This is a genomic window from Oceanimonas sp. AH20CE76 (genome assembly GCF_039654065.1).
Classification (GTDB): Bacteria; Pseudomonadota; Gammaproteobacteria; order Enterobacterales; family Aeromonadaceae; genus Oceanimonas; species Oceanimonas smirnovii.
The window spans coordinates 808,312-834,085 of sequence record NZ_CP155481.1 but is presented as its reverse complement, the minus strand read 5'-3'; the positions used below and the strand labels follow the sequence as shown (position 1 = coordinate 834,085).

21 protein-coding genes are annotated in these 25,774 nt (G+C 58.0%); 10 read left to right on the top strand and 11 right to left on the bottom strand.

The features are described 5' to 3' along the window. Positions 1-43: 43 nt before the first annotated feature. A complete protein-coding gene (locus N2M06_RS04030) occupies positions 44-385 on the bottom strand; it encodes a DUF2750 domain-containing protein (protein ID WP_019933323.1) in 342 nt (113 codons plus the stop codon). 144 nt (positions 386-529) lie between these two features. On the opposite strand from N2M06_RS04030, the gene N2M06_RS04025 reads away from it, so the two are divergent. From N2M06_RS04025 to N2M06_RS04010, 4 genes are all read left to right on the top strand, one after another. Continuing rightward, a complete protein-coding gene (locus tag N2M06_RS04025) occupies positions 530-1,177 on the top strand; it encodes an isochorismatase family protein (RefSeq protein WP_346351679.1) in 648 nt (215 codons plus the stop codon). Then, on the top strand, positions 1,170-2,357 hold the full coding sequence (gene pncB, locus N2M06_RS04020) for a nicotinate phosphoribosyltransferase (protein ID WP_346351678.1): 1,188 nt from the start codon (positions 1,170-1,172) through the stop codon (positions 2,355-2,357). Before N2M06_RS04025 ends, pncB begins: the two co-directional genes overlap by 8 nt. Before the next feature lie 94 nt (positions 2,358-2,451). Next, a complete protein-coding gene (gene phhA, locus N2M06_RS04015) occupies positions 2,452-3,246 on the top strand; it encodes a phenylalanine 4-monooxygenase (protein ID WP_346351677.1) in 795 nt (264 codons plus the stop codon). Positions 3,247-3,255: 9 nt separating this feature from the next. Continuing rightward, the gene (locus N2M06_RS04010; RefSeq protein WP_346351676.1) at positions 3,256-3,606 is read left to right on the top strand and encodes a 4a-hydroxytetrahydrobiopterin dehydratase; all 351 of its coding nucleotides are present in this window, start codon (positions 3,256-3,258) and stop codon (positions 3,604-3,606) included. Between the two features lie 121 nt (positions 3,607-3,727). Here N2M06_RS04010 and N2M06_RS04005 read toward each other — a convergent pair whose 3' ends face one another. The 4 genes from N2M06_RS04005 to puuD are packed head-to-tail and all read right to left on the bottom strand — an operon-like array spanning position 3,728 to position 7,848. Further along, positions 3,728-5,002, bottom strand: a complete 1,275-nt coding sequence (locus N2M06_RS04005; RefSeq protein WP_346351675.1) for an FAD-binding oxidoreductase — start codon at positions 5,000-5,002, stop codon at positions 3,728-3,730. 14 nt (positions 5,003-5,016) lie between these two features. Beyond that, a complete protein-coding gene (gene puuC, locus N2M06_RS04000; RefSeq protein ID WP_346352151.1) occupies positions 5,017-6,501 on the bottom strand; it encodes an aldehyde dehydrogenase PuuC in 1,485 nt (494 codons plus the stop codon). Between the two features lie 19 nt (positions 6,502-6,520). Beyond that, positions 6,521-7,081 carry an HTH-type transcriptional regulator PuuR gene (gene puuR, locus N2M06_RS03995; protein WP_317073844.1) on the bottom strand — a complete coding sequence of 187 codons (561 nt, stop codon included), beginning with the start codon at positions 7,079-7,081 and terminating at the stop codon, positions 6,521-6,523. Beyond that, entirely contained in the window at positions 7,078-7,848 is a 771-nt protein-coding gene (gene puuD / locus N2M06_RS03990) for a gamma-glutamyl-gamma-aminobutyrate hydrolase (protein ID WP_346351674.1), read from the bottom strand. Before puuD ends, puuR begins: the two co-directional genes overlap by 4 nt. A gap of 184 nt (positions 7,849-8,032) precedes the next feature. Here puuD and N2M06_RS03985 point away from each other — a divergent pair, with 184 nt between their 5' ends. Both N2M06_RS03985 and N2M06_RS03980 read left to right on the top strand, forming a co-directional pair. Continuing rightward, positions 8,033-9,448 (top strand): glutamine synthetase family protein, encoded by a 1,416-nt coding sequence (locus N2M06_RS03985; protein ID WP_346351673.1) that lies wholly within the window; start codon positions 8,033-8,035, stop codon positions 9,446-9,448. Between the two features lie 56 nt (positions 9,449-9,504). Then, positions 9,505-10,995: a Na+/H+ antiporter NhaC family protein gene (locus N2M06_RS03980; RefSeq protein ID WP_346351672.1), complete on the top strand. Its 1,491-nt coding sequence runs from the start codon at positions 9,505-9,507 to the stop codon at positions 10,993-10,995. A gap of 236 nt (positions 10,996-11,231) precedes the next feature. Here N2M06_RS03980 and cydB read toward each other — a convergent pair whose 3' ends face one another. Together cydB and N2M06_RS03970 are read right to left on the bottom strand one after the other, a co-directional pair. Next, a complete protein-coding gene (gene cydB, locus N2M06_RS03975; RefSeq protein WP_346351671.1) occupies positions 11,232-12,227 on the bottom strand; it encodes a cytochrome d ubiquinol oxidase subunit II in 996 nt (331 codons plus the stop codon). A 1-nt stretch (position 12,228) separates the two neighbouring features. Next, positions 12,229-13,635: a cytochrome ubiquinol oxidase subunit I gene (locus tag N2M06_RS03970; protein ID WP_346351670.1), complete on the bottom strand. Its 1,407-nt coding sequence runs from the start codon at positions 13,633-13,635 to the stop codon at positions 12,229-12,231. 291 nt (positions 13,636-13,926) lie between these two features. Between N2M06_RS03970 and N2M06_RS03965 the strand changes: the two genes are divergently transcribed. Further along, positions 13,927-15,795, top strand: coding sequence for an ATP-binding protein (locus tag N2M06_RS03965; protein ID WP_346351669.1), 1,869 nt, complete (start codon positions 13,927-13,929; stop codon positions 15,793-15,795). Further along, a complete protein-coding gene (locus N2M06_RS03960) occupies positions 15,792-17,153 on the top strand; it encodes a sigma-54 dependent transcriptional regulator (RefSeq protein ID WP_346351668.1) in 1,362 nt (453 codons plus the stop codon). The genes N2M06_RS03965 and N2M06_RS03960 overlap by 4 nt, the downstream gene beginning before the upstream one ends. Positions 17,154-17,183: 30 nt before the next feature. Here N2M06_RS03960 and N2M06_RS03955 read toward each other — a convergent pair whose 3' ends face one another. Next, a complete protein-coding gene (locus N2M06_RS03955) occupies positions 17,184-17,933 on the bottom strand; it encodes a M48 family metallopeptidase (protein ID WP_346351667.1) in 750 nt (249 codons plus the stop codon). A 225-nt stretch (positions 17,934-18,158) separates the two neighbouring features. On the opposite strand from N2M06_RS03955, the gene N2M06_RS03950 reads away from it, so the two are divergent. Next, positions 18,159-19,781 carry a methyl-accepting chemotaxis protein gene (locus tag N2M06_RS03950; protein WP_346351666.1) on the top strand — a complete coding sequence of 541 codons (1,623 nt, stop codon included), beginning with the start codon at positions 18,159-18,161 and terminating at the stop codon, positions 19,779-19,781. A gap of 203 nt (positions 19,782-19,984) precedes the next feature. On the opposite strand, the gene N2M06_RS03945 is transcribed toward N2M06_RS03950, so the two are convergent. Together N2M06_RS03945 and hppD are read right to left on the bottom strand one after the other, a co-directional pair. Then, the gene (locus N2M06_RS03945) at positions 19,985-21,358 is read right to left on the bottom strand and encodes a sodium-dependent transporter (RefSeq protein WP_346351665.1); all 1,374 of its coding nucleotides are present in this window, start codon (positions 21,356-21,358) and stop codon (positions 19,985-19,987) included. A 138-nt stretch (positions 21,359-21,496) separates the two neighbouring features. Further along, positions 21,497-22,573, bottom strand: coding sequence for a 4-hydroxyphenylpyruvate dioxygenase (gene hppD / locus N2M06_RS03940; protein ID WP_346351664.1), 1,077 nt, complete (start codon positions 22,571-22,573; stop codon positions 21,497-21,499). 316 nt (positions 22,574-22,889) lie between these two features. Between hppD and N2M06_RS03935 the strand changes: the two genes are divergently transcribed. Then, positions 22,890-23,261: an endonuclease domain-containing protein gene (locus tag N2M06_RS03935; protein ID WP_346351663.1), complete on the top strand. Its 372-nt coding sequence runs from the start codon at positions 22,890-22,892 to the stop codon at positions 23,259-23,261. 504 nt (positions 23,262-23,765) lie between these two features. Here N2M06_RS03935 and N2M06_RS03930 read toward each other — a convergent pair. After that, on the bottom strand, positions 23,766-25,766 hold the full coding sequence (locus N2M06_RS03930) for a UvrD-helicase domain-containing protein (RefSeq protein ID WP_346351662.1): 2,001 nt from the start codon (positions 25,764-25,766) through the stop codon (positions 23,766-23,768). Positions 25,767-25,774: the final 8 nt, after the last annotated feature.

Genomic DNA, 25,774 nt, shown 5'->3' with positions numbered 1-25,774 from the left:
CCCGAAGCAGCAGTGGGGATTGCACTGCTGCTTCGCATTGCCGTCAGGCGAATTCTTTCACCATTTCCAGCACATCCAGCTCGATACCATCAAGCTCTTCGTTCCAGTTGGGGCCAATGCGTACGCCGTCTTCCGACAGGTCTTCCACCCAAATTTCCAGAAACTCGGCCAGCGTGATCTCAAACGGCTCATACTGGGCCCACTCATCCACGCACTGGGCCTGAGCCTCAGCTTTGGTAGACCACACCGGCATCACTTCGGTATCCTCAAACTCGGTGGAGTCACACACCACCCACTCGTCTCCGAAGCGAAGCCCCCACATCACATTGTCGGCTTTAACTTGATCGATAAAACGCTGATATTCTGTCTGGTGGAGCTGGCTCATTACGGTCACCTTTGGCTTAATGAGGGGAGAACACCCCGAATGGGGGCGATACTGAACCAAATTAACATTAGACTCAATCAAAACAATATTAAAAAACAGTGCTATGCAGTGCCCTTGCCGCACATCACAAACAGGAGACGGCACATGAAATTGCCCGCCAAACACAGGGTAGCCAGTCTGGACGTGGATGCCCAGTATACTTTTACTCCCGCCTGCCCCAATGAGCTGCCGGTAGCCGGTGGCGACACCATTGCCGAAGAGCTCAACCGCCAGGCCGCCTTTGCCGGCCTGCGCCTGGGCTCCAAAGACGCTCACTCACCGCAAGCCGTCTGGGTAGCCAGTGATGACAAGCCCGCGTTCAGTCCGGTGGAAGGTGACAACGTCGATATTCGCTGGCCCCTGCACGCCGTGCCCGGCACCCGAGGCTTTGAGCTGCTTGACGGTCTGCCCCACCCGGCCGATTATGACTTTTTTGTATGGAAAGGCGTGGAGCCCGACATGCACCCCTACGGTGCCTGCTATCACGACATGGCAGAGCGCCAAAGCACCGGCCTGATTGAATACTTACGCGGCAACCGCATCAGCACCGTCATCATTGGCGGCCTGGCCACCGACTATTGCGTGTTTCACACGGTGAAGCAGCTGCTGGCCGCCGGCTTTACTGTCATTGTAAACCGTGCCGCCACCCGGGGGGTGGCCGATGACACAACGGAGAGGGCCATTGCCGAGATGATTCAGCTGGGCGCGCACTTTGTGCAGCATGCCGGCGAGCTGGAGCAGGCCCATGACTGAGCCCGTGATCACCACCCTGCTCGACACCGACCTCTATAAATACACCATGATGCAGGCGGTGCTGCATCAGCATCCGGCCGCCGAAGTGGAATACCGGTTTCGCTGCCGCACCCCAAATGTGGACTTTTCAGCCTGCTTTAACGACATCAGCCGGGAAATTGACCACTTATGCACACTGCAGCTCAGCGATGACGAGCTGAATTATCTGGCCGGTCTCGATTACATCAAGCCCGACTTTATTCACTTTTTACGGCTGTTCCGGCTCGACCGGCGCTTTGTGCACCTTGAATGCGTTAACGGCCGGCTGGAACTCAGCATTCGCGGCCCCTGGCTGCACACCATTCTGTTTGAAGTGCCGCTGCTGGCCATTATCAGCGAGGTGTATTGCCGCCATCATTATCCTAAGCCCAACTGGGAGCAGGCACGGGCGCGCACGCAACAAAAAATGGACCTGCTGGCACCGGCAGAGGGCTTTCGCTTTTCCGACTTTGGCACCCGCCGGCGCTTTTCTGCCAGATGGCAACAGGAAGTAGTGCAAACCCTGGCCGCCGGCCTGCCCACACAGTTTTCCGGCACCAGCAACCTGGCGCTGTCACGGCTGATTGACCGCCCGCCCATGGGCACCATGGCCCATGAATTTTTGCAGGCCTTTCAGGCGCTGGGCCCGCGCCTGATAGACAGCCAGAAAGCAGCGCTGGACGCCTGGGTGAGTGAATATCGCGGCCGGCTGGGCATTGCCCTGACCGATGTGGTGGGCATGAATGCATTTTTGCAGGACTTTGATCTCTACTACGCCAAGCTGTTCGACGGCCTGCGCCACGACTCGGGCGATCCGGTTATCTGGACCGAAAAAGCCCTGGCCCACTACCGCAAGCTGAAAATCGACCCCAACGGCAAGCGGCTGGTCTACAGTGACTCACTCACGGTCAGCAAGGCACTGGAGCTGTATCAGCGCTTTGCCGGGCAGTGCCGGCCGGCCTTTGGCATTGGCACCCACCTGACCAATGACGTGACCAGCACGCCGCCGCTCAGCATGGTGATTAAAATGACCCGCTGTAACGGCCAGGCAGTAGCCAAACTGTCCGACAGCCCGGGCAAGGCCATGTGTGAAGACGCCGGTTATCTGGCTTATCTGTCTCAGGTATTTGGCGTGCAGCCGCCCTCCGTAAACAAAAACTGACACCCCTGTAACGTCACAGTGCCGCCCTGCCCTTTTCACCCATAGCCGCTGTCTCTACAGTAAAGGCATTATCACTGACAAAGGGCAAGGCTGAATGAACGCCTCCACCTACGTGGCCCGCACACCCGGGCCTGACGGCCATATTCATTATCCGGAGGAAGAAAACGCTATCTGGCAGATGCTTATCACCCGCCAGCTGGATTGTGTGCAGCAAACGGCCTGTAACGAATATCTGACAGGGCTTAAGCAGTTAAATCTGCCACAAGACCACATTCCACAATTGGCAGACATTAACCGGGTGCTGCAGCCTGCCACCGGCTGGCAAGTGGCCCGGGTGCCGGCGCTTATTTCCTTTGATCGCTTTTTTGAGCTGCTGGCCGGCCGGCAGTTTCCGGTGGCCACCTTTATTCGCCGGCGGGAACATCTGGATTATTTACAGGAGCCGGATATTTTTCATGAGCTGTTTGGCCACTGCGCCATGCTCACCCATCCGGCCTTTGCCCGCTTTACTCATACCTATGGCAGGCTTGGCGAAAAAGCCAGCCCCAAAGAGCGGGGGTTTCTGGCGCGGCTGTACTGGTTTACCGTGGAGTTTGGCCTGCTGAACACACCCCGGGGCCGGCGCATTTACGGCGGAGGCATACTGTCATCACCCGGTGAGACTCAATATGCTTTTGAGTCGGGCAAGCCGGAGTTTCGCCCCTTTAACCTGCTGGATGTGCTGCGCACCCCCTATCGCATCGACATTATGCAGCCCATTTATTATGTGCTGGACAATCTGGATCAGCTGTTTGCCATTGCCGATATGGACATTATGGCCGAAGTGCACAAGGCACAGCAGCTGGGGCTGTTTGCACCTGCTTTTCCACCCAAGAAAACCGCCATTTAAGGAGACACCATGAGCCAACTGGCCCAACAACAATGCGAGGCCTGCCGCGCCGATGCGCCCAGAGTCAGCGATGCCGAGCTGGCCGGACTAATGACGCAGATCCCCGACTGGACACCCCAGTCCCGGAACGGTGTGCTGCAGCTGGAGCGGGAGTTTACCTTCAAGAACTTTAAACAGGCCTGGGCCTTTGCGGATAAAGTGGCAGAACTGGCCGAGAGCGAGTTTCATCACCCGGCCATTTTGCTGGAATGGGGCAAGGTCACCGTGACCTGGTGGACTCATGCCATTCATGGGCTGCACCGCAATGATTTTATTATGGCGGCACGGACGGATCAGCTGCTCCCTTCGGGAGAGCTGTAAGCGATCAGCTTGAAGCGGTAAGAAAAACAAAACGATTGCAGACACAACCCCGCGCCTGCAATCACCGCTTTTTTGAACAACTTCCAGCTTTCGGCTTTCGGCTTTCGGCTCCCCGCAGGGGTCAAACCCCGAGCTTATCCCGCAGGCTGTAATAAGCCGCGCCCATGGCGCTGAAAGGTACCTGGAAGCGGCGGCCGCCGAAAAACGGCAGGTGCGGCAGGCTGGCAAAGGCGTCAAAACGCTCAGCCTGGCCTTTCAGCACTTCCGACAATAACCGCCCCGCCAGGTGAGTGCAGGTTACCCCATGGCCGCTGTAGCCCTGCATGTAATACACATTGGGCTCCAGCCGGCCAAACTGGGGCAGACGCGACAGGGTCAGCAAAAAGTTGCCGGTCCAGCGATAATCCACCTTAATGCCTTCCAGCTGCGGAAAGGTCTTCAGCAGTTTGGGCAGCACCAGCCGGTCAATGTCGTCCGGATCCCGGGCACCGTAGACCACACCACCGCCATACAGCAGCCGGTTGTCGCCGGTTACCCGGTAATAATCCAGCAGATAGTTACAGTCTTCCACGCAATACTGATTGGCAATCAGGCTGTGCGCCTGCTCGTCGCTCAGCGGCTCAGTGGTCACAATCTGAGTGCCGCAGGGCATGGCTTTGGCCGAGAGCTTTGGCTCCAGGTTGCCAAGATAGGCATTGCCCGCCAGCACCATAAATTTTGCACTGACGCTGCCCTTATCGGTTGTGGCCAGGGCCGGATCGCCGTATTTGAGCCCGGTGACCGCCGACTGCTCAAAAATGCGTCCGCCCAGTTTGCGAATGGCTTCTGCCTCGCCCAGCGCCAGATTCAGCGGATGAATATGCCCGCCTCTGTGATCCAGCAAACCGCCCACATAGTTCTTGCTGTCAATTTCCTGAGTAATACGCTCAGCATCCAGCAGCTCCAGGCCGTCGTGGCCATAGCGCTCCCAGTTGCCCTTCTGGCTTTCCAGTTCATGCAACTGGCGGCTGTTCAGCGCCGCAAAAATACCGCCGGGTTTAAAGTCGCACTGAATATCGTACTGCTGAATGCGTTCACGAATAATATCGCCGCCTTCAAACATCATGCTGCCCAGCATGCGCGCGGTATCGTGGCCATAGCGGGATTCAATCACGTCTATGTCCCGGCTGTAGGAGTTGACCAGCTGGCCGCCGTTGCGGCCACTGGCACCAAAGCCGATACGACCGGCTTCCAGCAGCACCACATCAAAGCCGGCTTCACACAGAAACAAGGCAGTAGACAGGCCGGTGTAGCCGCCGCCCACCACACATACATCGCACTGAATGTTCTCGGTCAGTTGCGGCCAGGGCGCATGCTCGTTGGCAGTGGCCGCATAATAGCTGTTAACGTGCTCCATGGTTCTGTTCTCCCTTAATCCAGTGCCAGCCAGGTGGTTTTGAGTTCGGTAAACTTATCAAAGGCATGCAGCGACTTGTCGCGGCCGTTGCCGCTTTGCTTCACGCCACCAAAGGGCACCGTCATGTCACCGTCGTTATAGTTATTAATAAACACGGAGCCGGCTTTCAGCTGCCGTGCCAGCCGGTGCGCCCGGCGCAAATCCGAGGTCCACAGCCCGGCGCCCAGACCATACTGGCTGTCATTGGCCAGACGCACGGCTTCGCTTTCATGCTCAAAGGCAGTAACGGCCAGCACGGGGCCGAAAATTTCTTCCCGCGACACCGTCATATGAGGGTTCACCTGCTCCAGCACAGTCGGCCCGATAAAATTGCCCGCCTGATCCCGGCCATCCAGGCCCAGCACAGCGCCGTCTTTCAGACCTTCGGCAATATAGCGGCACACGCTGCCGTGATGATCGCTGTCGATCAGGGTGCCCATGGCAGAAGACGGATCCAGCGGATCCTTGGGCTTGAACGCTTCGGCGGCTTTTTTCAGCTCCGCCATAAAGGCGTCCTTGATGCTGCTTTCTACCAGCAGCCGGGTGCCGGCAATGCACACCTGCCCCTGGTTGTAGAAAATGCCGGCGGCAGAAGCCCGGGCCGCTTTGGCCAGATCCGGGCAGTCGGCAAACACAATGTTGGCACTCTTGCCGCCGGCTTCCAGCCACACCCGTTTCATGTTAGAGCGGCCGGCATATTCCAGCAGCAACCGCCCCACGCCGGTGGAGCCGGTAAAGGTCAGGCAGTCCACGTCCTCATGCAGCGCCAGCGCCTTGCCCGCCTCATGGCCAAAACCGGGCAGCACATTAAGCACGCCATCGGGCAGGCCTGCTTCTTTAGCCAGTGCCGCCAGGCGAATGGCCGACAGCGGTGACTTCTCGGAAGGTTTTAAAATCACCGAGTTGCCCGCTGCCAGCGCCGGCCCCAGCTTCCAGCAGGCCAGCAGCAGCGGAAAGTTCCAGGGCACGATGGCCGCCACCACGCCAATGGGCTCACGGCTGACCAGCGCCAGCGCATCGGGGCCGGTGGGCGCAATTTCGCCATAAATTTTATCAACCGCTTCCGCATACCAGCGTATGCAGCGCACCGCCCCGGGAATATCATCCCGCAGGCTGTGGCGAATGGGCTTACCGGTGTCCAGGGTTTCCAGCAGTGCCAGCTCTTCACTGTGTTGCTCCATCAGGCTCGCCAGCTTCAGCAACACCGCCTTGCGTGCAGCAGGCGATTGCTGTGACCACACCCCTGCCTCAAAGCTGGCCCTGGCGGCCACTACCGCCATGTTCACATCGGCGTCTCTGGCACGACTCACCTCTGCCAGGGTGGCATTGGTGGCGGGATTAATGCTCGCAAAGCGCTCGCCGGCCACGGCCTCGCGATAGTCACCTTCAATAAACAGCCGGGTTTCAGGTTTCAGCTTGTGTGCTTCGGCCTGCCAGTGGGCCTGAGTTCTGAATTCCATCATGTGTCTCCGCTTTGCATTACAGGTTGGCCGGCGTATGCGCACTGATAATGCGGCATTCCCGGCTCGATGAATTGGTAAAGGTATGGGGCAGGCCAGTGTCTATTACATAACTCTGACCGGCGCTCAGCTGGTAGCGCTCACCGTCCACCGTCAGCTCAATGTCGCCTTCCAGCACAGTGCCCACTTCTTCTCCCGTGTGTTTAATATGGCCGCCGGTACTGGTGCCCGGGGCATAGCATTCAATTAAAAACCCTAATGTGCGCCTGGGGTTGCCGTTGTGCACCAGTTTGAACGACACGCCCCGGCTGCCAATCTCCACCAGCTCGCTTTCGTTAATCACTACCTTGTTGCGGACAGCGGGTTGCTGCTCGGCAAAAAACGCTGACAGCGACATGTCATATACCTTGAGCAGTTTTTGCAGGCTGCTCACCGCCGGGCTCACCTTGTCCTGCTCTATGGTGCAAATGGCACCATGCGTCAGGCCCGATAACTCCGCCACCCGGCGCTGGCTCAGCCCCAGCTGCCGACGAATGCTGGCCAGCCGGCTGCCCAGTGCCAGCTCATGCCCGCGGCTCACCCCCGGCTCCTTTGCCCGGCATAGTCATGGCAGGCCGCCACAAAGCCGTCAAACAGCGCGCGAGACAGCGGGTTTTCCCGGCTTTGCCACTCGGGGTGCCACTGCACCCCCAGCGCAAAAGGATGATTCACAAGGCTGATGGCTTCTACCAGACCGTCGGGTGCGGTGGCTTCCACCTGCACACCGGGCCCTGTGCTTTTGGCACCCTGCATGTGCAGCGAGTTCACGTTAAGCTCAGCGTCACCGGCCAGCCGGGCCAGCACACCACCCGCCACCGGAGTAATGCTGTGGGCCGGCGCATATTGTTGCTCCAGCGGTAATTCCTTGTTCTCACGGTGCTCGGCAAACAGACCGGTTTCATGCAACCGCCGGTGCAGGCTGCCGCCACTGGCCACCACCATTTCCTGAAAACCGCGACAAATGCCAAACAGTGGCATTTTCATGGTCTGTGCCGCGGCAATCAGCCGCAGGCTGAGTCTGTCCCGGCCTTTGTCGGTGTGCGCTTCTTCGCCGGTTTCACCGTAATGATGCGGCTCCATATTGCTGTAGCTGCCGGTCAGCAAAATGCCGTCAAGGCGCGCCAGCATGGCATCAAGACTCTGCTCGTCTGCACCCAGCTGGTGCACCAGAGGCACAGGCACAGCACCGGCAGCCACAATGGCATCCAGGTATTTCTGCTGCACCGTTAACCCCGGATGAGGCCCCAGCTGCTGCTGGCAAAGGATCACGCCCACCCAAGGCTTGTTAAATATATAAACCATCGACATAAGCATCCATCCGCTCTAAATTTTGAACACTTCGCCTCTGAGACGAGGAAACCGTAAAAAATATAGTCAAAACCCTAGCATCACCGTTTTGAAACCACAATAATTTTTAACACTTGCAAAACAAATTAAACAATCCTAAGTTATCACCGTAAATTATATTTAACGGTCACATGGTGGTGAAATCATGCAAGCAAACACAACGGTTACAGCCCTTCCTTCTGCCGGCGAGCCGGCCTTAACCCCCTTTGAACAGGAGGTAGCCGCTTACCTTGCCCGCTATCCCGACACTCAGTATGTGGACGTATTACTCACCGATCTTAACGGTATCTTTCGCGGCAAGCGGCTGCCGGTAACTGCCCTCGACAAGCTGGAAAACGGCTGTTTTTTCCCCGCGTCCATGTTTGCCATGGACTTTCGCGGCAACGTAGTGGAAGAAACCGGCGTCGGGCAGGACATCGGCGAGCCGGATCTGCCCTGCTACCCCATTGCCGGCACCCTGGTGCCCTCAGCCGCCGACTCCGACAGCGTAGCCCAGCTGCTGCTGACCATGGTGGATGAAGACGAGCAGCCTTTTGCGCTGGAGCCGCGCAATGTGCTTAACCGGGTCTGGCAGGAAGTCAAAGCCAGAGGCCTGACGCCGGTCATTGCGCTGGAGCTGGAGTTTTATCTGGTAGACAGAGACAGAGACGAACAGGGCCGGCTGCAGCCTCCCCGCTCCCCCCTCACCCAAAAGCGCGACACCTACAGCCAGGTATATTCGGTCGATAACCTTAATAACTTTGCCGACATTCTTGCCGACATAGACACCATTGCCGAGCGGCAGAAGCTGCCTGCCGACGGGGCCGTGGCCGAGGCCGCGCCGGGCCAGTTCGAGATCAATATGCATCACGGCAGTGATGTGCTGGCCGCCTGCGATCAGGCACTGGCATTAAAACGGCTGATTAAGCTGGTGGCGGAGCAATATGAAATGGACGCCACCTTTATGGCCAAACCCTATGAAGAGCACGCCGGCAGCGGCCTGCATGTGCACATCAGCGTGACCGATGAGCAGGGGGTGAACCTGTTTTCCGATGATCAGGGCGAAGACACTGCGCTGCTCAAGCGCTCACTGGCAGGCATGCTCGATTTAATGCCCGACAGCATGGCGCTGCTGGCCCCCAACGTGAACGCCTTCCGTCGTTTTCAGCCGGGTATGTATGTGCCGGTGCAGGCCTCATGGGGTCACAACAACCGCACTGTGGCCCTGCGTATTCCCGCCGGCGACGACGAGGCCCGCCGCATTGAATACCGGGTGCCCGGTGCCGATGCCAACCCTTATCTGGTGGTGGCCACCATACTGGCCGGTCTGCTGCACGGGCTGGATAACCCGGAGCTGCCGCTGCCGGCTCCTGTGGTGGGTAACGGTCTGGAGCAGCAAGGTCTGCCTCTTCCCACCCGCCAGAGCAGTGCCCTGGCCAGGCTGGAAGGCAAGACCCCGCTCAAGCACTACCTGGGGAAAGACTTTATCGAGGTATACCGTATCTGCAAAAACGACGAGCAGCTGGAATTTGAAAAGCGCATCACCGACATAGAGCTGGAATGGATGCTGAAAAACGCCTGATGCCGGAACATATCTGAAGAGCGCCCCAAGGTGCCGACCTCACGACCAGAAGGAAAATGATGATGGAACATCCCGACACCCTTGCAATGACCCCCAGTGTAAAATGGCCACCACTCTGGCGTGGCCTGGCGGTGGCCAGCCTTGCTGCCATGGTCTTTGCCTGGCTGGGCTTTACCCATGAACAAGGCAGTGACTATGGCGCGCTCAGCTTGTTGCCTGCCGCCCTGGTGATCACCATGGCGGTCATCACCCGTAAAACCGTGGAGTCTTTGCTGGCAGGCAGCCTGCTGGGGCTCTTGCTGATCAACCCGGGCGATTTGATCAGTCCGCTGGCAGACGTGACCCTGGCAGTGATGATGGATGAAACCATCGCCTGGCTTATTCTGGTCTGCGGCATGATGGGCGGCCTGATTAACCTGCTGGCCCGGGGCGGCGGCGTGCACAGCTTTGGTGCTGTCATGACCCGCATTATCAAAACCCCGAAAAGCGCCATGGCCGGCACAGTGGGCCTGGGGCTGGTGGTGTTTATTGACGACTACCTCAACTCGCTGGCGGTATCGTCCTCCATGAAGCGCATTACCGACAGCTTTAATATCTCCCGGGAAAAACTGGCCTACATCGTCGACTCCACCGCCGCGCCCATCTGCATTCTGGTGCCGGTCTCTACCTGGGCGGTGTTTTTTGCCTCGCTGCTGGAAGACTCGGGCGCAGCAGAAGGCGGCAAGGGCATGTCGCTCTATGTCGCCAGCATTCCTTACATGCTGTACGGCTGGGCCGCGCTGGCGGTAGTGGCGCTGGTGGCAGCAAACAAACTGCCGGATCTGGGTGCCATGAAAAAGGCCGAAGCTCGGGCCAGAGCCGGCCAGCCGGTACCGGAAGGCTGGCAGGATGAAGTCACCGCTGAGCCCGCCAACGCCGTGCCAGGCTGGCTGGGACTGACCAACTTTCTGCTGCCCATGGTGGTGCTGGTGCTGGCGAGCGTGTATTACGACATTGATCTGCTCAAAGGCGTACTGGTGGCACTGGGCGTCACCATGGTGCTGTATTCGGTACAGCGGCTGCTGTCGTTTCAGCAGCAGGTGGATGCCACTCTGGACGGCTTCAAGGTCATGCTGTATCCGCTGGCCACCGTCTGTGCCGGTTTTATTCTGAAAGAAGTGAATGATCAGCTGGGCATGACCCGCTACATCATCGACACGGTCACACCGCTGATCACACCGGCGCTGCTGCCTGCCATCGTGTTTCTGGTGATGGCAGCGGTGGTGTTCAGCACGGCATCAAGCTGGGGCGTGTTTGTGATTTCGCTGCCCATCGTCGTGCCCCTGGGCCAGGCCATGAACGTGCCCATGCCGCTGGTGGTGGGCGCCCTGCTGTCGGCCTCGGCCTTTGGCAGCCACGCCTGCTTTTTCAGTGACTCCACCGTGCTCTCGGCTCAGGGGGCCGGTTGCGACACCATGGATCACGCCATGACCCAGCTGCCCTACGCCCTGATTGGCGGTGCCATCACGCTCGCTGCCCTGCTGGCCGCCGGCTTCTGGATGATGTAACAACACCAAGCTGTAAGCCATCAGCGATCAGCTGTAAGCCGCCCAATGTAACCTGCAGGCACCCTATCATGCCTGCAGGTTATGGGGTTGACTTATGGCTAACAGCTTAAAACTTACAGCTTCCGAAGGGGATTAGATACCCAGCAGCCACCTCAGGGCCATGCCCACCACAGTAAGCACTGCCACCCCGGCAAGATAAAGGCCGGCAAACCACAGCCAGCTTTTCTTGCCGGCCATCAGTAACCTTCCTCAAAGTCTTCTACCTTGCCCGAGAAAATGCGGTAACCCCACAGGGTATAGGCACAGATCAGCGGCAGAAAAATAAGCACCCCCGGCAGCAGGAACTTAAGGCTGGTATCAGGCGCACTGGCCTGGGCAAAGGTCAGCTGATGAGGAATAAGATACGGGAACAGGCTCACCACCAGCCCCGCAAAGCCCAGCAGGAACAGGCCACAGGCCAGCCAGAACGGCCGGGTTTCATGGGGTTTACCGTCAAGATCCCGATACAGCAGCACACCCAGCAGCGCACTCAGCAGCGGCAGCGGAGACAGCCACAACAGGTTAAGGCCGTCAAACCAGCGAGCGCTCACTTCCTCGTTGGCCAGCACCATCCACAGGCTCAGCACCAGCAGTATGGCCATAATTATGATCACCAGCCTGCGTCCCAGGTGCGCCGCCCGGGCCAGCATTTGCCCGCGGCTTTTCAGCACCAGATAACAACAGGCCAGCAGCGCATAAGCCACCATCAGTGCAAAGCCGGTAAAAATGCTGAACGGGCTGAGCCAGGCCAGAGCGCTCAGCTCGGCGGGTGCGGCATCTACGCCCTGCACCACAGAGCCCAGAATGGCCCCCTGACAAAAGGTGGCTACCGTAGAGCCCAGCCAAAAGGATTTATCCCACCAGGGCTTGGAGCGGTTGGATTTAAAGCGGTACTCAAAGGCCACCCCACGAAATATCAGGCCAATCAGCATAATAATAATGGGGGTATACAAGGTAGACAGCACCCCCGCATAAGCGGCAGGAAAAGCCGCAAACAGCACCACACCGCCAAATACCAGCCAGGTTTCGTTACCGTCCCACACATGGGAAATAGAGCGCATCATATGATCCCGCTCGTTTTCGCTGCGAAACCAGGGATACAAAATGCCCAGGCCCAGATCAAAGCCGTCCAGCACCACATACATGAGGACGGCAAAGCCCAGCAGCAAATAATAAAACAGCGCCAGATCCATATCAGTTCTCCACCACGTCACGTTGCAGTTTCTTCACCCACTCCAGGGCAAAGCCGGGGGCATTTACGCCTATCATGTGCTGCTCCAGGCGCGCCATGTCCGGCGGCCCCTTGCGTATCAGCTTGGCCATAAAATAGAGATACACGCAAAACAGCAGGCTGTAGGTCAATACAAACAGGGTCAGCGAGAACAGAATACGCTCCGGCGGCAACGGCGACACCACATCCATGGTGCGCACCAGACCATGCACCAGCCAGGGCTGACGGCCCACCTCGGCCACATACCAGCCGGCCAGGGTAGAAATCACGCCAGAGGGAATCATCAGCATCATCAGCCACTGAAAGGGCCGGCTCTGAAAGTTGCCATTGCTGCGTCGCAGCCACAGGCCCCACAAGGCGGCCACTATCATCAGCACACCCAGCCCCACCATAATGCGGAACGAAAAGAACACCAGCGGCACATGGGGTCTGTCTTCGGCGGCCACCGACTTGAGCCCCTGCAGCTCGCCGTCGGCATCATGAGTGAGGATCAAGGACGCCAGCTTGGGAATTTTAATCTCAAAGTGGTTGGTCTCGGCTTCCATATCGGGCCAGGCAAACAGCAGCAAGGGCGCGCCGGTTTCGGTCTCGGGCCAGATGCCCTCCATGGCCGCCACCTTGATAGGCTGATGCTCTTTTACATTCAGGCCATGAAAATCACCCACCACCGCCTGCACCGGAGCCAGCAGTAGCGCCGCCCACAGCGCCATGGACAGGCCCTTGCGGCCAAAGGCCAGATCCCGCTTTTTAAACAGATACCAGGCACTGACACCACCAATCACAAAAGTGGCGGTCAGCATGGATGCCAGCAGCATATGAGACAGCCGGTACGGCATGGACGGGTTAAAAATCACCTCCATCCAGCTGGCCACCTCAAAACGACCATCTACCAGCTCATAGCCGGCCGGCGTCTGCATCCAGGAGTTGGCCACAATAATCCAGAAGGCCGAGATCCAGGTGCCCACCGCCACCACACAGGTGGCAAAAAAGTGCAGCTTTTCACCCACCCGCTGCCAGCCAAACAGCATAATACCAAGAAAGCCCGCCTCCAGAAAAAAGGCGGTCAGCACTTCATAAGCCATTAACGGCCCCAGCACGGCACCGGTAATTTCGGAGAAGCGGGAAAAGTTGGTCCCGAATTCATAAGACAGCACTATGCCGCTTACCACCCCCATGCCAAAGGTAATGGCAAAGGGTTTAATCCAGAACTTGGCTAATTGAAAGTAAACCGGATTGCGGGTTTTAAGCCAGAGCCCTTCCCAGATGGCAATGGCCGTGGCCAGACCAATGGTAATGGCAGGAAAAATAATGTGAAAACTGACAGTAAAGGCGAACTGTATTCGCGACAGTATGGCGGCATCAAGCTCCATGGATCCTCCTTATCGGACCAGCTGGCGGCGAACCAGTGCAGGCAGGCCCGCCATAAGAAGAACGATAACAATAGCGGAAAATTCCATCATCAGGGTGATCAGGCTCATAATTATAATGCTCACTCGTTAGTCTGGTTACTCTAATCAGGCACAAATCATGCCAACATCATAGCTACTTACTCCCTCCTTGCTCTGAATCAATAAAACGCGCAAAATTTGTGTTAACCGACAACAAGGTTTACAGTTTTTCACGCCCCAAGTGTCAACCTTATTTACACCGGACTTGCTGTTATGCCGCTGGAATTTGCCTTTGAACTCATGATGATGCTCACCAGCGGCTGCGCCCTGCTGGTGTCGGCCTGGTTGTTCTGGCGGGCCCGCCGGCAGCGCAGCATGAAGGCGCTGGCCGGCTTTGGCGTTATGATGGCGCTCTGGTGCGCCGGCCATGTGGCGGTGTTTTATGGCTGGCATACCACCGGCATGGCGCTGATCCTGGCCAACCCGCTCATGCCCACCTTTTTTCTCGACTTTGCCATTGGCTTTGTTAATCAGGGGCCGGCCCGGCGCTCCTGGCTGAGCCGGCTGGCCCGCTTTCGCGCGCTGCTTTATGTCACCGCCGTGCTGGTCAGCCTCGGCACCCTGTGGCTGGGGGGCGGCAGCATTATCGCCTTTGGCCCCTTTGAGCATTATTTTGTCTTTCGCGGCAGTGGCTGGTTCAACATTGGCTACACCATTTTCATTGGCGTGCTGGCCCATGCGCTGCTGCTGTGGGGATTTATACGCCAGCAGGGCAACCGCCGCCGCTCCATTGCCGCCATGTTTGCCGCTGGCGCCTGGGGCCTGCTGCTGGCCACCAGTTTTATCTTTCCGTCATTGGGGTTCTACTGGTATCCCTGGCCCATGCTGCTGTTGCCAAGCTATGTGCTGCTGCTGGTCTACGGGGTGGTGCGCTATCAGATGCTGGAGGTCAATGCCTGGGCCAACCGCGCCCTGCTGTGGATTTTAATGACAGCTCTGCTGCTGGGGCTGATGGCGCTGTTCAGCGCCATGGCCGGCCAGCTGGGCATGCAGGCGCTGGCGGCGGTGCCGCAGTGGCAGCTGTGGCTGTATTCGGTGCTGCTGCTGCTGCTGGCGCTGGCCCTGTACCGCCCGGTCAGTGCCCTGGTTGAGCGGTTAATTTATCCGGGCAGCCGGCTTGACGAGCAGCTGCTCGACACCTGGCTGGCACAGTTAAGAGACACCGACAGCTGGCACTCGCTGGCACAGGAAGCCGAGCAGCTGCTGGCCCGGCAAATGGGTCAGCCAGTGACCGTGCGGCTGCTCACCACAGCCCCCCGCTTTGAGCCCGGCCCGGGGCTGGAGCTGTGGTGCCTGCATCATAAGCAAGACTGGCAGTTCCGGCTTAAAGGCTTTGATGATGTCACACCGGGCATGCGTCTTACCGCCGAAGTGTTCGGCTCCTTGCTGGCCACCCGCTGTGGCCTGCTGGAACGCTCGCTGCAGCTGGCCGAAGCCGAGCGCAAGCGGGTATCAGAGCAGCATCTGGTGGAGCTGGGCGGTCTGTCAGCGGCCATGGCCCATGAGCTGCGCAACCCGCTGAATATTATTTCCATGGCCACTGCCGGCCTGGAAGCCGAGCGCAAAGCCATGATTCAGGATCAGCTCAAACGCGCCGACCGGCTGATAGTAGACATGCTGGCCTATTCCGGTCAGCTGCATATTCAGCCCAGAGCCGTGCCGCTGCTGCCGCTGCTGCACAGCCTCAGGCCCCAGTTCAACTGGCAAGACGTGCAGCTTGAGCTGACGCTGCCCGATGACTATCAGGTATTTGCCGATCCTTACCGCCTGCAGCAGGTGCTGACCAACCTGCTGGATAACGCCCTGTCGTTTGTGCGCAACCAGCCGGATGGCCGCATTGTGCTGGCGGCCGGCACGTCGGCGGGCGAGCTGTGGCTGCATAACAACGGCCCGATCATTCCTGCAGATATGCAGGCCAGACTGTTCCGGCCTTTTGTCAGCCATCGCCCCGGCGGCAGCGGTCTGGGGCTGGCCATAGTGCAGCGCATTATGGAAGCCCACGGCGGTCATATTGAATACCGTAATAACGCCGGCTGGCCGGTGAGCTTTATGCTTTATTTTCCCGAGGAGCCCGCATCATGAGCAACGCCCGCATTGTGGTAATTGACGACGAACCCGCCTTTCGCACTCTGAGCAGCCAGTGGCTGCAGGCAGAGGGCTATGAAGTGCACACCGGGGCCTGCCTGGATGATCTGCGTGAGCTGCTCACCAGGGTGGATGCCGACTTGATCCTGCTGGATCTTTCTATGCCGCCGGCCTTTGATCCGCGCCAGACGTTGGCCGCGCTGCCGGAATTTACCGACAGACCGGTGATCATTCTGACCGGTCACGGCGAGCGCGAACTGGCACTGGAAGCCCTGCGCCAGGGAGCCTGGGATCTGCTGGCCAAACCCATGGATCCGGATTTGCTGGCAGTGGTGATCCGCCGGGCCATTACCAAGCATCAGCTGGTGCGCGAACTCAACAGCCTGAAAACCCGCATCAGCAAACAGCACCCCATCACCACCCTGATTGGCGCTTCACCGGCCATGAACAACACACGGGCGCTGGTCAGCCGCATTGCTCCCACCGATGTACGGGTGCTGGTCACCGGCCCGTCCGGCACCGGCAAGGAAGTGATCTCCCGTGCCATTCATGATCTCAGCAGCCGGGCTCATGGCCCTTTTATTTCCGTGCACTGCGGGGCCATTCCTGCCGAGCTGCTGGAAAGCGAGTTGTTCGGCCATACCAAAGGGGCCTTTACCGGGGCCGATCGCAACAAGGCCGGCCTGCTCAAGCTGGCCGACGGCGGCACCTTGTTTCTGGATGAAATTGGCGATATGCCCCTGGCCATGCAGGTAAAACTGCTGAGAGTACTGCAGGAAGGCAGCTTTTATCCGGTGGGCGGGCGTGAGCTTGAAACCATTAACGTCCGGCTTATTTCCGCCACCAACGCCAGCCTGCCCGATAAAGTGGCCAGCGGCGAATTCCGGGAAGACTTGTTCTACCGCATCAAGGGCGTGACCATAGAAACCCAGGCACTGGATCAGCGTCCGGAAGATATTCCGCTGCTGATCAGCCACTTTCTCGAGCTGCAGGCTCAGGGCAGCGGCCGGCCACCGCTGCCCCCCGACACCGCCGCCTTTAACTGGTTTATTCAGCGGCGCTGGCCGGGCAATGTGCGCGAGCTGAAAAGCACCCTGGACAGCGTGGCCGCCATTGCGCAGGGCGGAGTTATCACCCTGGATGATATTGCCCTGCTCTACCCGGATGCCAAAGACAGCAGCCAGGTTACGGTGCCCCCCGGCGGCGACACTCTTGATGCCCAGGTGCGGGCACTGGAAATATCACTGATTAGCAGCGCCCTGGCCAGCCACGACAACAACCGCACTCACGCCGCCCAGGCGCTGGGCCTGTCTCGCCAGGGGCTGCTCAAAAAAATAGAAAGATACGGATTATAGGCCCGCGTTTATCAAACGGGGCCTTCACCATTAACCGCTGCAGCTGGCGTTGGCCGCGGCTTGCTGCGCTTTTTCAATACGGGCTTGAGTGGCCGGGTGGCTGGAGAACAGGCCGCCGCCATTACCGCCGTGCTTCATCAGCTTTTGCTGAGCGCGCACCGCCGCATAGGGGTCCATCCCCTGCTGGCACAGCACTTCCACACCGTAGGCATCCGACTCCAGCTCATCTTTCTGAGAAAACTGAGCGCTGAGGAACTTGGTACCAATATCACCATACTGGGAAGCCGCCAGCTGCCCAACGGTGCCACCGGTTGCCACCGCTGCCTTCTTTGCCGCTTCGGTCAAGTAAGCGGTTTTAAACTGGTTCAGGGAGTGCTCAAACTTAACGTGACCAATTTCATGACCAATCACCGCCATCAGCTCGCCGTCGTCCATAATATCCATCAGGCCGGAATAAACACGCACCGTGCCATCGGGCATGGCAAAGGCGTTAATTTCGTCAGCCTCATACACTGCAAAGTTCAGCGGCGTGCCATCAACACTGGTCAACCCCTTGGTCAGGCGGGCCAGACGCTGGCTGTAACGGCTGTTTTTGGCAGACAGTTTATTTTGCGAATCCATCTGCCTGGCAGACAGACTGGCCTGAGCCTGCAGCTCCTGCTTGGACAAAGTCATGCCTTTAAACGCTGTTAAGCCGGCATCCATATAGCCGCCACCATTAGACACACAGCCAGACAGGCCGGCCACTGCAACCAGGGCGGCAATCACGGTTTTTTTCATATAAATGCTCTCTTATTAATTGTCAGCAACTGAAGCGTTATCACTTCGTTTTTCAACGTGGGCAATGTAAATAAATATAGATTCAATCGCAACCGTCACATTCAGTAAATAAGTTTCTTCTGAATCTGATTTAACTGCCTATACTGCCTTTATTGATCCTTCGCAATAACGCCGCGCGTCCTCCCTGTCATGATGCGCGCCATTATCAAATAAAGAGGCAACACCATGCTGAGAAAACTGAAAATTGGCCCCCGTTCGGTTCTGTCGTTCAGCGCCCTGGGTCTTGTTACCCTGCTGCTCGGGTTAACCGCCATACTGCAATTCAGCCGTGTAGGCGATGAAGTCAACATCATGGCCGACCGGCGCATTCCCGCCGCCATCAAGGTGGGTGAAATACGCCGGGACTTTCTGCTCATTCGGCTTTATACCCTGAATGCCCTGTATGCCGACACGTCTCAGCGCAGGCAGAATGCCCTTTCCCGGCTGCAGGAGCTGGAGTCCAGTTTTCAAAGCAATATGCAGGAAATGAGCGGTTATATCGAGTCGGAAACAGGCAGCCGGCTGATGGCCGATATCAGCGCCAGCAAAGAAAAATATGATCAGCTGCAACAACGGCTTATCGGCATGATCAACGCCGGTCAGCTGGAGCTGGCAGAGCAGTTCCGTTATCAGGACTTTGACGGCACCGGACTGCAGGTTACCAATTATCTGAATGAGCTGGGCGCAGATCAGAAAACCCGGGCCAACACCGCCGCCGCCGTTACCAATAACATGATTTCTTCATCCAGCACCATTATGGTGGTCGCCATTCTGGTGGCCATTGCCCTGGTAATAGTGCTGGCCCTGTTGTTCAGCCGCAGCCTGCTGCTGCCCATTCGCAAGGCGGTAGAGGTGAGCCGCACCATCGCATCCGGCAACCTCACCAGCCAGTTTAATGACGATGCCAACGACGAAGCCGGCGACATGATTCGTGCCCTGCGGGACATGCAGCAACGGCTCAAGCAGACCATAGTGGAAATTAATGACTCATCCAATCAGCTGGCCTCCACCGCCGAAGAGCTCAATGTGGTCACGGATCAGTCTACCCGCACCCTGCAACAACAAAGCGATGAACTGGAGCAGGCCGCCACCGCCGTTAACGAAATGACCTCTGCCGTGGAAGAAGTGGCCCGCAATGCCGCCGCTACCTCACAGAACTCAGACACCGCCGACGACAAGGCCCGCATTGGCCGCGACAAGGTTTCTCACACCATTAATACGGTGGCAGAGCTGGAGCAGGAAATTACCAATACCCGCCATGGGGTAGAAAGCCTGGCAACCCGGGTGCGCGACATTGGCACCGTGCTGGATGTGATCCGCGGCATTGCCGAGCAAACCAACCTGCTGGCGCTGAACGCCGCCATTGAAGCCGCCCGTGCCGGTGAATCGGGCCGCGGCTTTGCCGTGGTGGCCGACGAAGTACGCGCACTGGCGCACCGCACTCAGGACTCCACCAAAGAAATTGAGGCCATGATGCACGCCATTCAGGGCGAAACCAACGACACCGTAAACGCCATTCAGGTCAGCACCGAGCGCAGCGCCCAGACCCGGCAAATTGCACTGGAAGCCGGCGACGCCCTGGAGCTGATTGCCGAAGCCATTATGCAGATAAACGAACAAAACCAGACCATTGCCAGCGCCGCCGAAGAGCAGGCCTCGGTCTCGCGGGAAGTAGACCGCAACCTGGTCAATATTCGGGATCTGTCGGTGCAAACAGCAGCCGGAGCCAACCAGACCAACGCCTCCAGCAATGACTTGGCCCGCCTGGCCGAACAACTCAACCAACTGGTGAAAAAGTTTCAGGTTTAAAGAGATAGGGAGTGGGGCACATATATTCCCTCCCCTTTCTAAGGGGAGGGTCAGGGTGGGGTTTGCTTCACCCCCTCCCTGCCTCCCCCTTAAAAAAGGGGGAGGAGATCTTCACACATCCCTGCTCACTACCCTGCCCCTTCACTATTCCCTCTTCACACCTCCCCTACTCGTCACTACTCCCTCTTCACTCCTCCCCAGCTTTACCCCAAATTGGTATAAAACACGATCAGCACTGCAATGGGAGTAAGATAGCGCATCACGCCATACCAAATGCCGTGCCAGCGCTGGCCAAGCTCGGCGGCGGAGTGTGCCGGCTTCATTACCCAGCCGGCGAAAATGGCGGTAAGAAACGCACACAGCGGCATCATGATGTTGGCGGTAAAATAATCGTACAAATCAAACAGTGTCTTGCCTTCAAAGCGCTCAAACATGCTGAGCGGCGCAAAGTCAGACCACATATTCAACGACAGCAGCGTAGTAATACCAATCAGCCAAGCCACAACACCGCCGCCAATGGCTGCTTTCACCCGGCTGATGCCCCGCTCATGCAGGTGGCTGACCATCGACTCCAGCATGGAAATAGACGAACTCCAGGCCGCAAACAACAGCAGCACAAAAAACAGCAGGGCAAAAAAGCTGCCGCCGGGCATCTGGCCAAAGGCCACCGGCAGAGTCACAAAAATCAAACCTGGCCCCGCACCTGCTTCAAGACCGTTAGCAAACACCACCGGAAAAATGGCCAGGCCCGCCAGCAGAGCCACACAGGTATCAAGAATAGCCACGGTAAAGGAAGTGCGCACAATCGACACGTTTTTGTTGAGATAAGCGCCGTAAGCCATCATGGCACCGCTGGCCAGACTAAGGGTAAAAAAGGCATGGCCCAGCGCCACCAGCACCGCCTCGGCGGTCAGGCTGGAAAAATCGGGCCGGAACAAAAAGCTCACCGCCTCACCAAAATGCCCGGTGGTGGTGGCATAACCCACCAGGATCAGCAGCAGCACAAACAGCGCCGGCATCAGCTTGGTTACCGCCCGCTCCAGACCATGGCGCACACCGCCCGCCGACACCAGCACGGTTAACCCCATAAATACCGAGTGCCACAGCAGCAGCTGCCCCGGCGACGCCAGCAGGTTATCAAACAAGGTACCCGAGCGTTCAGCACTGATATTGCTCAGCTCACCGCTGGCCGCCGACACAATATAGGGCATGGTCCAGCCGGCAATCACGCTGTAAAACGACAGGATCAAAAATGAGGCCACAGTGGCCAGAATGCCAATGCCCACCCAGCCACGAGACCTGCCCTCGGCCTGAGCCAGCACCTGCATGGTGCCAATGGGGCTTTTGCCGCCGCGCCGGCCCAGCATCACCTCTGCCATCATGATGGGAATGCCGATAACAGCAATGCAGGCCAGATATACCAGCACAAAGGCACCGCCGCCGTTTTCGCCGGTGATGTAAGGAAACTTCCAGATATTGCCAAGCCCCACGGCCGAGCCCACCGCCGCCATAATAAAAGCGAACCGGCTGGACCACTGAGCCGGACTGGCACCGGCTCCCTTTACACTGTTAACCACACCCACTCCGTTTTTCGTTTTAGCCTGTTGGCATCATCAGCCACCCCGGCTAAAGGTGTAAAGAATGGCTGACAGCATGTCCTGCTATTTTGCCACCTTACGTTCAAATAAAAAACGGCTCGGGATAAAAAATGAAGACTAATCCGCCTTCAGCACCCCTCTGCGTATCTGATCCTCCTCAATAGACTCAAAAAGCGCCTGAAAATTACCTTCGCCAAAGCCCTCGTTGCCCTTGCGCTGAATAATTTCAAAGAAAATGGGGCCAATCACGGTATCGGTAAAAATCTGCAGCAAGAGCCCCTGCCCCTGAGTAGGCGCACCGTCCATTAAAATGCGATTGCGTTGCAAGCGCGCCACATCCTCACCATGGCCGGGCAGGCGGTCATTCAGACGCTCATAGTAAGTGTCGGGCGTGCTCATAAAGCTCATGCCGCCGGCGCGCAGCTGCTCTACCGTGCGGTAAATATCCCCGGTGCCCAGAGCAATATGCTGAATGCCCTCGCCTTTATACTGGCGCAAAAACTCCTCAATCTGGCTGTGCTCGTCGGAAGACTCATTAATGGGAATACGAATTTTACCGCAGGGGCTGGTCATGGCCCGGGAGCGCAGCCCGGTAAGCTTGCCTTCAATATCGAAATAACGAATTTCGCGAAAATTAAACAGCCGCTGATAAAACCCGGACCAAGTGTCCATATGGCCGCGGGCCACATTATGAGTAAGGTGATCAATGCAGGTCAGCCCCACGCCCTTCGGGTGGCGCTCCACGCCCTCAATGGGGCGAAAATCCACATCATAAATGCTGTGATCACCGTATCTGTCTACCAGATAGATAAGCGAGCCGCCTATGCCTTCAATGGCCGGGATCTGCAACTCCATGGGCCCGGCACCGGACGGCACCACTTTGGCTCCGTCGGCCTGCAGCCGGCGAATGGCCGCCGCTGCATCTTTCACACGAAAGGCCATGGCATTGGCACAAGGGCCATGCTCCCGCGCAAAGCGCGCCGCCTGGCTGTCGGGCTCGGCATTCAGAATAAAGTTGATATCGCCCTGACAATACAGGGTCACATTTTTGCTGCGATGGCGCGACACCGCCGCAAACCCGAGCCGCTCAAACAACTGCGCCAGCCGCTCGGGCTCGGTGGAGGCATATTCCACAAACTCAAAGCCGTCAGTGCCCAGCGGGTTTTCCCACAAATTATTGTTACTCGCCGCCATAACGCCCTCCTCACCCGAACATGGCGGATTAAGTATAGAGGCGGGGATGAAGAATGAAGCCGGGGAGGAAATGAAGGTGTAAAGAAATGATTACAGCATTACAGTTCCCTCCCCTTTTCAAGGTGAAGGGCTAGGGTGGGGTTAGCTTTCAACCCTCTCCCAACCTCTCCCTTAAAAGGGAGAGGAGCTCATACTGTTCCCTCCCCTTTTCAAGGGGAGGGCTAGGGTGGGGTTTGCTTTCAACCCTCTCCCAACCTCTCCCTTAAAAGGGAGAGGAGCACATACTGTTCCCTCCCTTTTCCACTACACTATTCCCATGAGCACCACCTTCAACCGCAAATCCCAGCTGCCCTTTCGCAGGGCACTGCGGCAAGAAATGACAGCACCGGAACGAATACTCTGGCAGCAACTCAGAGCCGGGCAAACCGGCGTTAAATTCCGGCGGCAGCACGGCATTGGCCCCTATATCGTTGATTTTTACTGCCCAAGCTTAAAACTGGTACTGGAAATTGATGGTGACAGCCACTTTTTGAATGAAGCAGCGCTGGCCTACGATAAGCAAAGAACGTTGTATTTATCCCGCTTGAGTATTGATGTGCTTCGGTTTACCAATCTGGAAGTCATGCAGAACCTGGATGGCGTGATGGCCGTGATTATGGAATATGTGCGTTCTTCAACAACCCCCTAAGAGAGAAAACCCTCTCCCAACCTCTCCCTTAAAAGGGAGAGGAGCAAAACAGCGGCATCCCTTAAAAGGGAGAGGAGCACATCTCTGTTCCCTCCCCTTTTTAAGGGGAGGGTTAGGGTGGGGTTTGCCTTCAACCCCCTCCCACCCTCCCCCTTGAAAAGGGGGAGGAGCAAAACAGCGGCATCCCCTTAAAAGGGAGAGGAGCACATCTCTGTTCCCTCCCCTTTTTAAGGTGAAGGGCTAGGGTGGGGTTTGCTTTCAACCCCCTCCCACCCTCTCCCTTGAAAGGGAGAGGAGCAAAACAGCGGCATCCCCTTAAAAGGGAGAGGAGCACATCTCTGTTCCCTCCCCTTTTTAAGGTGAAGGGCTAGGGTGGGGTTAGCCTTCAACCCCCTCCCAACCTCCCCCTTGAAAAGGGGGAGGAGCAAAACAGCGGCATCCCCTTAAAAAGGAGAGGAGCACATACTGTTCCCTCCCCTTTTTAAGGGGAGGGTCAGGGTGGGGTTAGCTCCGCCACCGGCTTACTCCCGAATAACCGCCTTCCAGCAGCTCCTTTACAAAAGGTGACGGCAGTTGGCTGTCGGCCAGCAGAAACACCTGCTCGCGGGCGCGGGTCAGGCCCACATAAAACAGCCGGCGCTCTTCGGCGTGAGGAAAGTCTTCTTCGGCAGGCAGCAGCGCATCCAGCAAAGATGCCTGCTTTTTCTCAGGCGGAAAGCCATAATGGCCGCGGGCAAGGCCCAGCATAATCACACAGTCGGCCTCTTTGCCCTTGGCACCGTGCAGGGTCTGGGCGTTCAGGGTCAGGCCGGCAAAGCGTTTGCGCCAGCCGGCGAGCAGATCATCATCGGGCAGGCTAAAGCGAAAGCGAGACAGCACATACACACTCGCCTCGGGCCGCTGCGTCGCAATTTGCCCCAGCAGGCGGGCCACGGCATCCATGGTGTTATCGGCCGTAACCGGCAGCACATGCACACAGGGGCCTTCAGTGCGGGTAAGGGTGCTCAGGGTTTTGGGCAACTGCTGCGGATTGCGGGTAACAAAGCGGCTGGCCACCTTTTCAATCACGTTATTAAAACGAAAGGTAGTATCAAGGGCCGTTACCGCACTGGCTCCAAAAAAGTCGGCAAAGCCGGTGGTCACAGACACATCCGCCCCGGTGAAGCGATAAATGGCCTGCCAGTCGTCGCCCACGCAAAACAGCGCCAGCCCGGGGGCAGCCTTGCGCAGTGCCAGCAGCAGGCCGGCCCTGTGCTCAGAAATATCCTGAAACTCATCCACCAGCACATGCCGCCAGGGCACCACAAAACGGCCGCTGTACACCAGCTCGGCGGCCTGCTCTATCATGTCATCAAAGTCAATTTCGTTATGCTCGCACAAATACTGCTGATAGCGCGCCAGCAAGGGCCGCACCAGTGCCAGCTGCTCAGCCTGCTCCGGGGTTAACTGCTCAGGCGCGCCATACAGTTTAAGCGCTGCCACCAGCGGTGCCCACTCTCGGGCCAGGCGGGCAAAATCGGGGGTTGGCACCGTCTGAAAACGATGCTGGCGCAGCCAGGCCAGCAGGCGTACGCCATAGCTTTCATCCTCGGCCAGCTGTTCCAGCCACTGAGCAAACACACGCTGTTTTTTCTGCTCGTTACCGGCCAGCTCACTCAGTGCCGGAGCCCGCCCCGTGGCCTGCGTAATAATATTCAGCCCCAAAGCATGAAAGGTGCTTACCTGCACATCACGGGCATGTTCGGGCAGGCGCTGGCGCATTTCTGCCGCCGCCTCATTGCCAAAGGCCAGCAGCAGCACCTCATGAGCATCGGCCTGGCCTGATGCCAGCAAAAACGCGGTGCGCGCCGCCATCACGCTGGTTTTGCCGCAGCCGGCACCGGCCAGCACCAGGTTATGATCTTCATCGGTCACGCAGGCCAGACGCTGGGCAGCCGTCAGCGGATGGGCCTCCAGAGTATCAAACAGCGTTTTATGCTCTCTCAGCGCCTGCTGGCAATATTCCTCTGTGCACTGCTCACGCCAGTCGTTATTTGCCTGCTGCAGGGTGGCCACCAGCTCAAAGGCCGCATACACACGGTCACTCAGGCCCTCGGGCAGGGTAAAGGCATGCCACTGCACCGGCTCGTGTTCAAGCCACAGCTTCAGCTGCTGCCAGCGGGAATAGCGCAAATAGCCCATTTCCAGCAGCGCCAGGCAGCGCTCCGCCAGCGGCAGCACCCGCGCCCCGTGAAACTCAAACCAGCCCAGCGCCAGCTGTTGTGCCAGCGCACCGGCCCGGGCAGCAGGCAGCCAGGCGCACACCAGCTGGCCGTCGTGGCAGTCCAGCACCAGCTGGCGAAACAACCGCCCCTGCTCCAGCTGCGGCGGGGCCAGCAGCTCATGCCAGCCCAGTGCATGCTGCTCATCCTTAAGATGTAATACCGGGCCGTGCGCCGAAGCAGTTACCGCCACAAACGGATGGTTAAACAGCTGGCCCAGCCAATGGGCTTTGCAAATGAACATAAATAAGC

What these genes read in the sequence shown, in the direction of transcription:
- N2M06_RS03930 (WP_346351662.1), bottom strand. Translation starts at nt 25,766, where the DNA reads ATGTTCATTTGCAAAGCCCATTGGCTGGGCCAGCTGTTTAACCATCCG.
- N2M06_RS03970 (WP_346351670.1), bottom strand. Translation starts at nt 13,635, where the DNA reads ATGGAGCTTGATGCCGCCATACTGTCGCGAATACAGTTCGCCTTTACT.
- N2M06_RS04005 (WP_346351675.1), bottom strand. Translation starts at nt 5,002, where the DNA reads ATGGAGCACGTTAACAGCTATTATGCGGCCACTGCCAACGAGCATGCG.
- N2M06_RS03955 (WP_346351667.1), bottom strand. Translation starts at nt 17,933, where the DNA reads ATGAAAAAAACCGTGATTGCCGCCCTGGTTGCAGTGGCCGGCCTGTCT.
- N2M06_RS03935 (WP_346351663.1), top strand. Translation starts at nt 22,890, where the DNA reads ATGAGCACCACCTTCAACCGCAAATCCCAGCTGCCCTTTCGCAGGGCA.
- cydB (WP_346351671.1), bottom strand. Translation starts at nt 12,227, where the DNA reads ATGGATCTGGCGCTGTTTTATTATTTGCTGCTGGGCTTTGCCGTCCTC.
- N2M06_RS03965 (WP_346351669.1), top strand. Translation starts at nt 13,927, where the DNA reads ATGCCGCTGGAATTTGCCTTTGAACTCATGATGATGCTCACCAGCGGC.
- hppD (WP_346351664.1), bottom strand. Translation starts at nt 22,573, where the DNA reads ATGGCGGCGAGTAACAATAATTTGTGGGAAAACCCGCTGGGCACTGAC.
- phhA (WP_346351677.1), top strand. Translation starts at nt 2,452, where the DNA reads ATGAACGCCTCCACCTACGTGGCCCGCACACCCGGGCCTGACGGCCAT.
- puuD (WP_346351674.1), bottom strand. Translation starts at nt 7,848, where the DNA reads ATGTCGATGGTTTATATATTTAACAAGCCTTGGGTGGGCGTGATCCTT.
- puuC (WP_346352151.1), bottom strand. Translation starts at nt 6,501, where the DNA reads ATGGAATTCAGAACTCAGGCCCACTGGCAGGCCGAAGCACACAAGCTG.
- N2M06_RS03980 (WP_346351672.1), top strand. Translation starts at nt 9,505, where the DNA reads ATGATGATGGAACATCCCGACACCCTTGCAATGACCCCCAGTGTAAAA.
- N2M06_RS04025 (WP_346351679.1), top strand. Translation starts at nt 530, where the DNA reads ATGAAATTGCCCGCCAAACACAGGGTAGCCAGTCTGGACGTGGATGCC.
- pncB (WP_346351678.1), top strand. Translation starts at nt 1,170, where the DNA reads ATGACTGAGCCCGTGATCACCACCCTGCTCGACACCGACCTCTATAAA.
- N2M06_RS04030 (WP_019933323.1), bottom strand. Translation starts at nt 385, where the DNA reads ATGAGCCAGCTCCACCAGACAGAATATCAGCGTTTTATCGATCAAGTT.
- N2M06_RS03950 (WP_346351666.1), top strand. Translation starts at nt 18,159, where the DNA reads ATGCTGAGAAAACTGAAAATTGGCCCCCGTTCGGTTCTGTCGTTCAGC.
- N2M06_RS03960 (WP_346351668.1), top strand. Translation starts at nt 15,792, where the DNA reads ATGAGCAACGCCCGCATTGTGGTAATTGACGACGAACCCGCCTTTCGC.
- N2M06_RS04010 (WP_346351676.1), top strand. Translation starts at nt 3,256, where the DNA reads ATGAGCCAACTGGCCCAACAACAATGCGAGGCCTGCCGCGCCGATGCG.
- N2M06_RS03985 (WP_346351673.1), top strand. Translation starts at nt 8,033, where the DNA reads ATGCAAGCAAACACAACGGTTACAGCCCTTCCTTCTGCCGGCGAGCCG.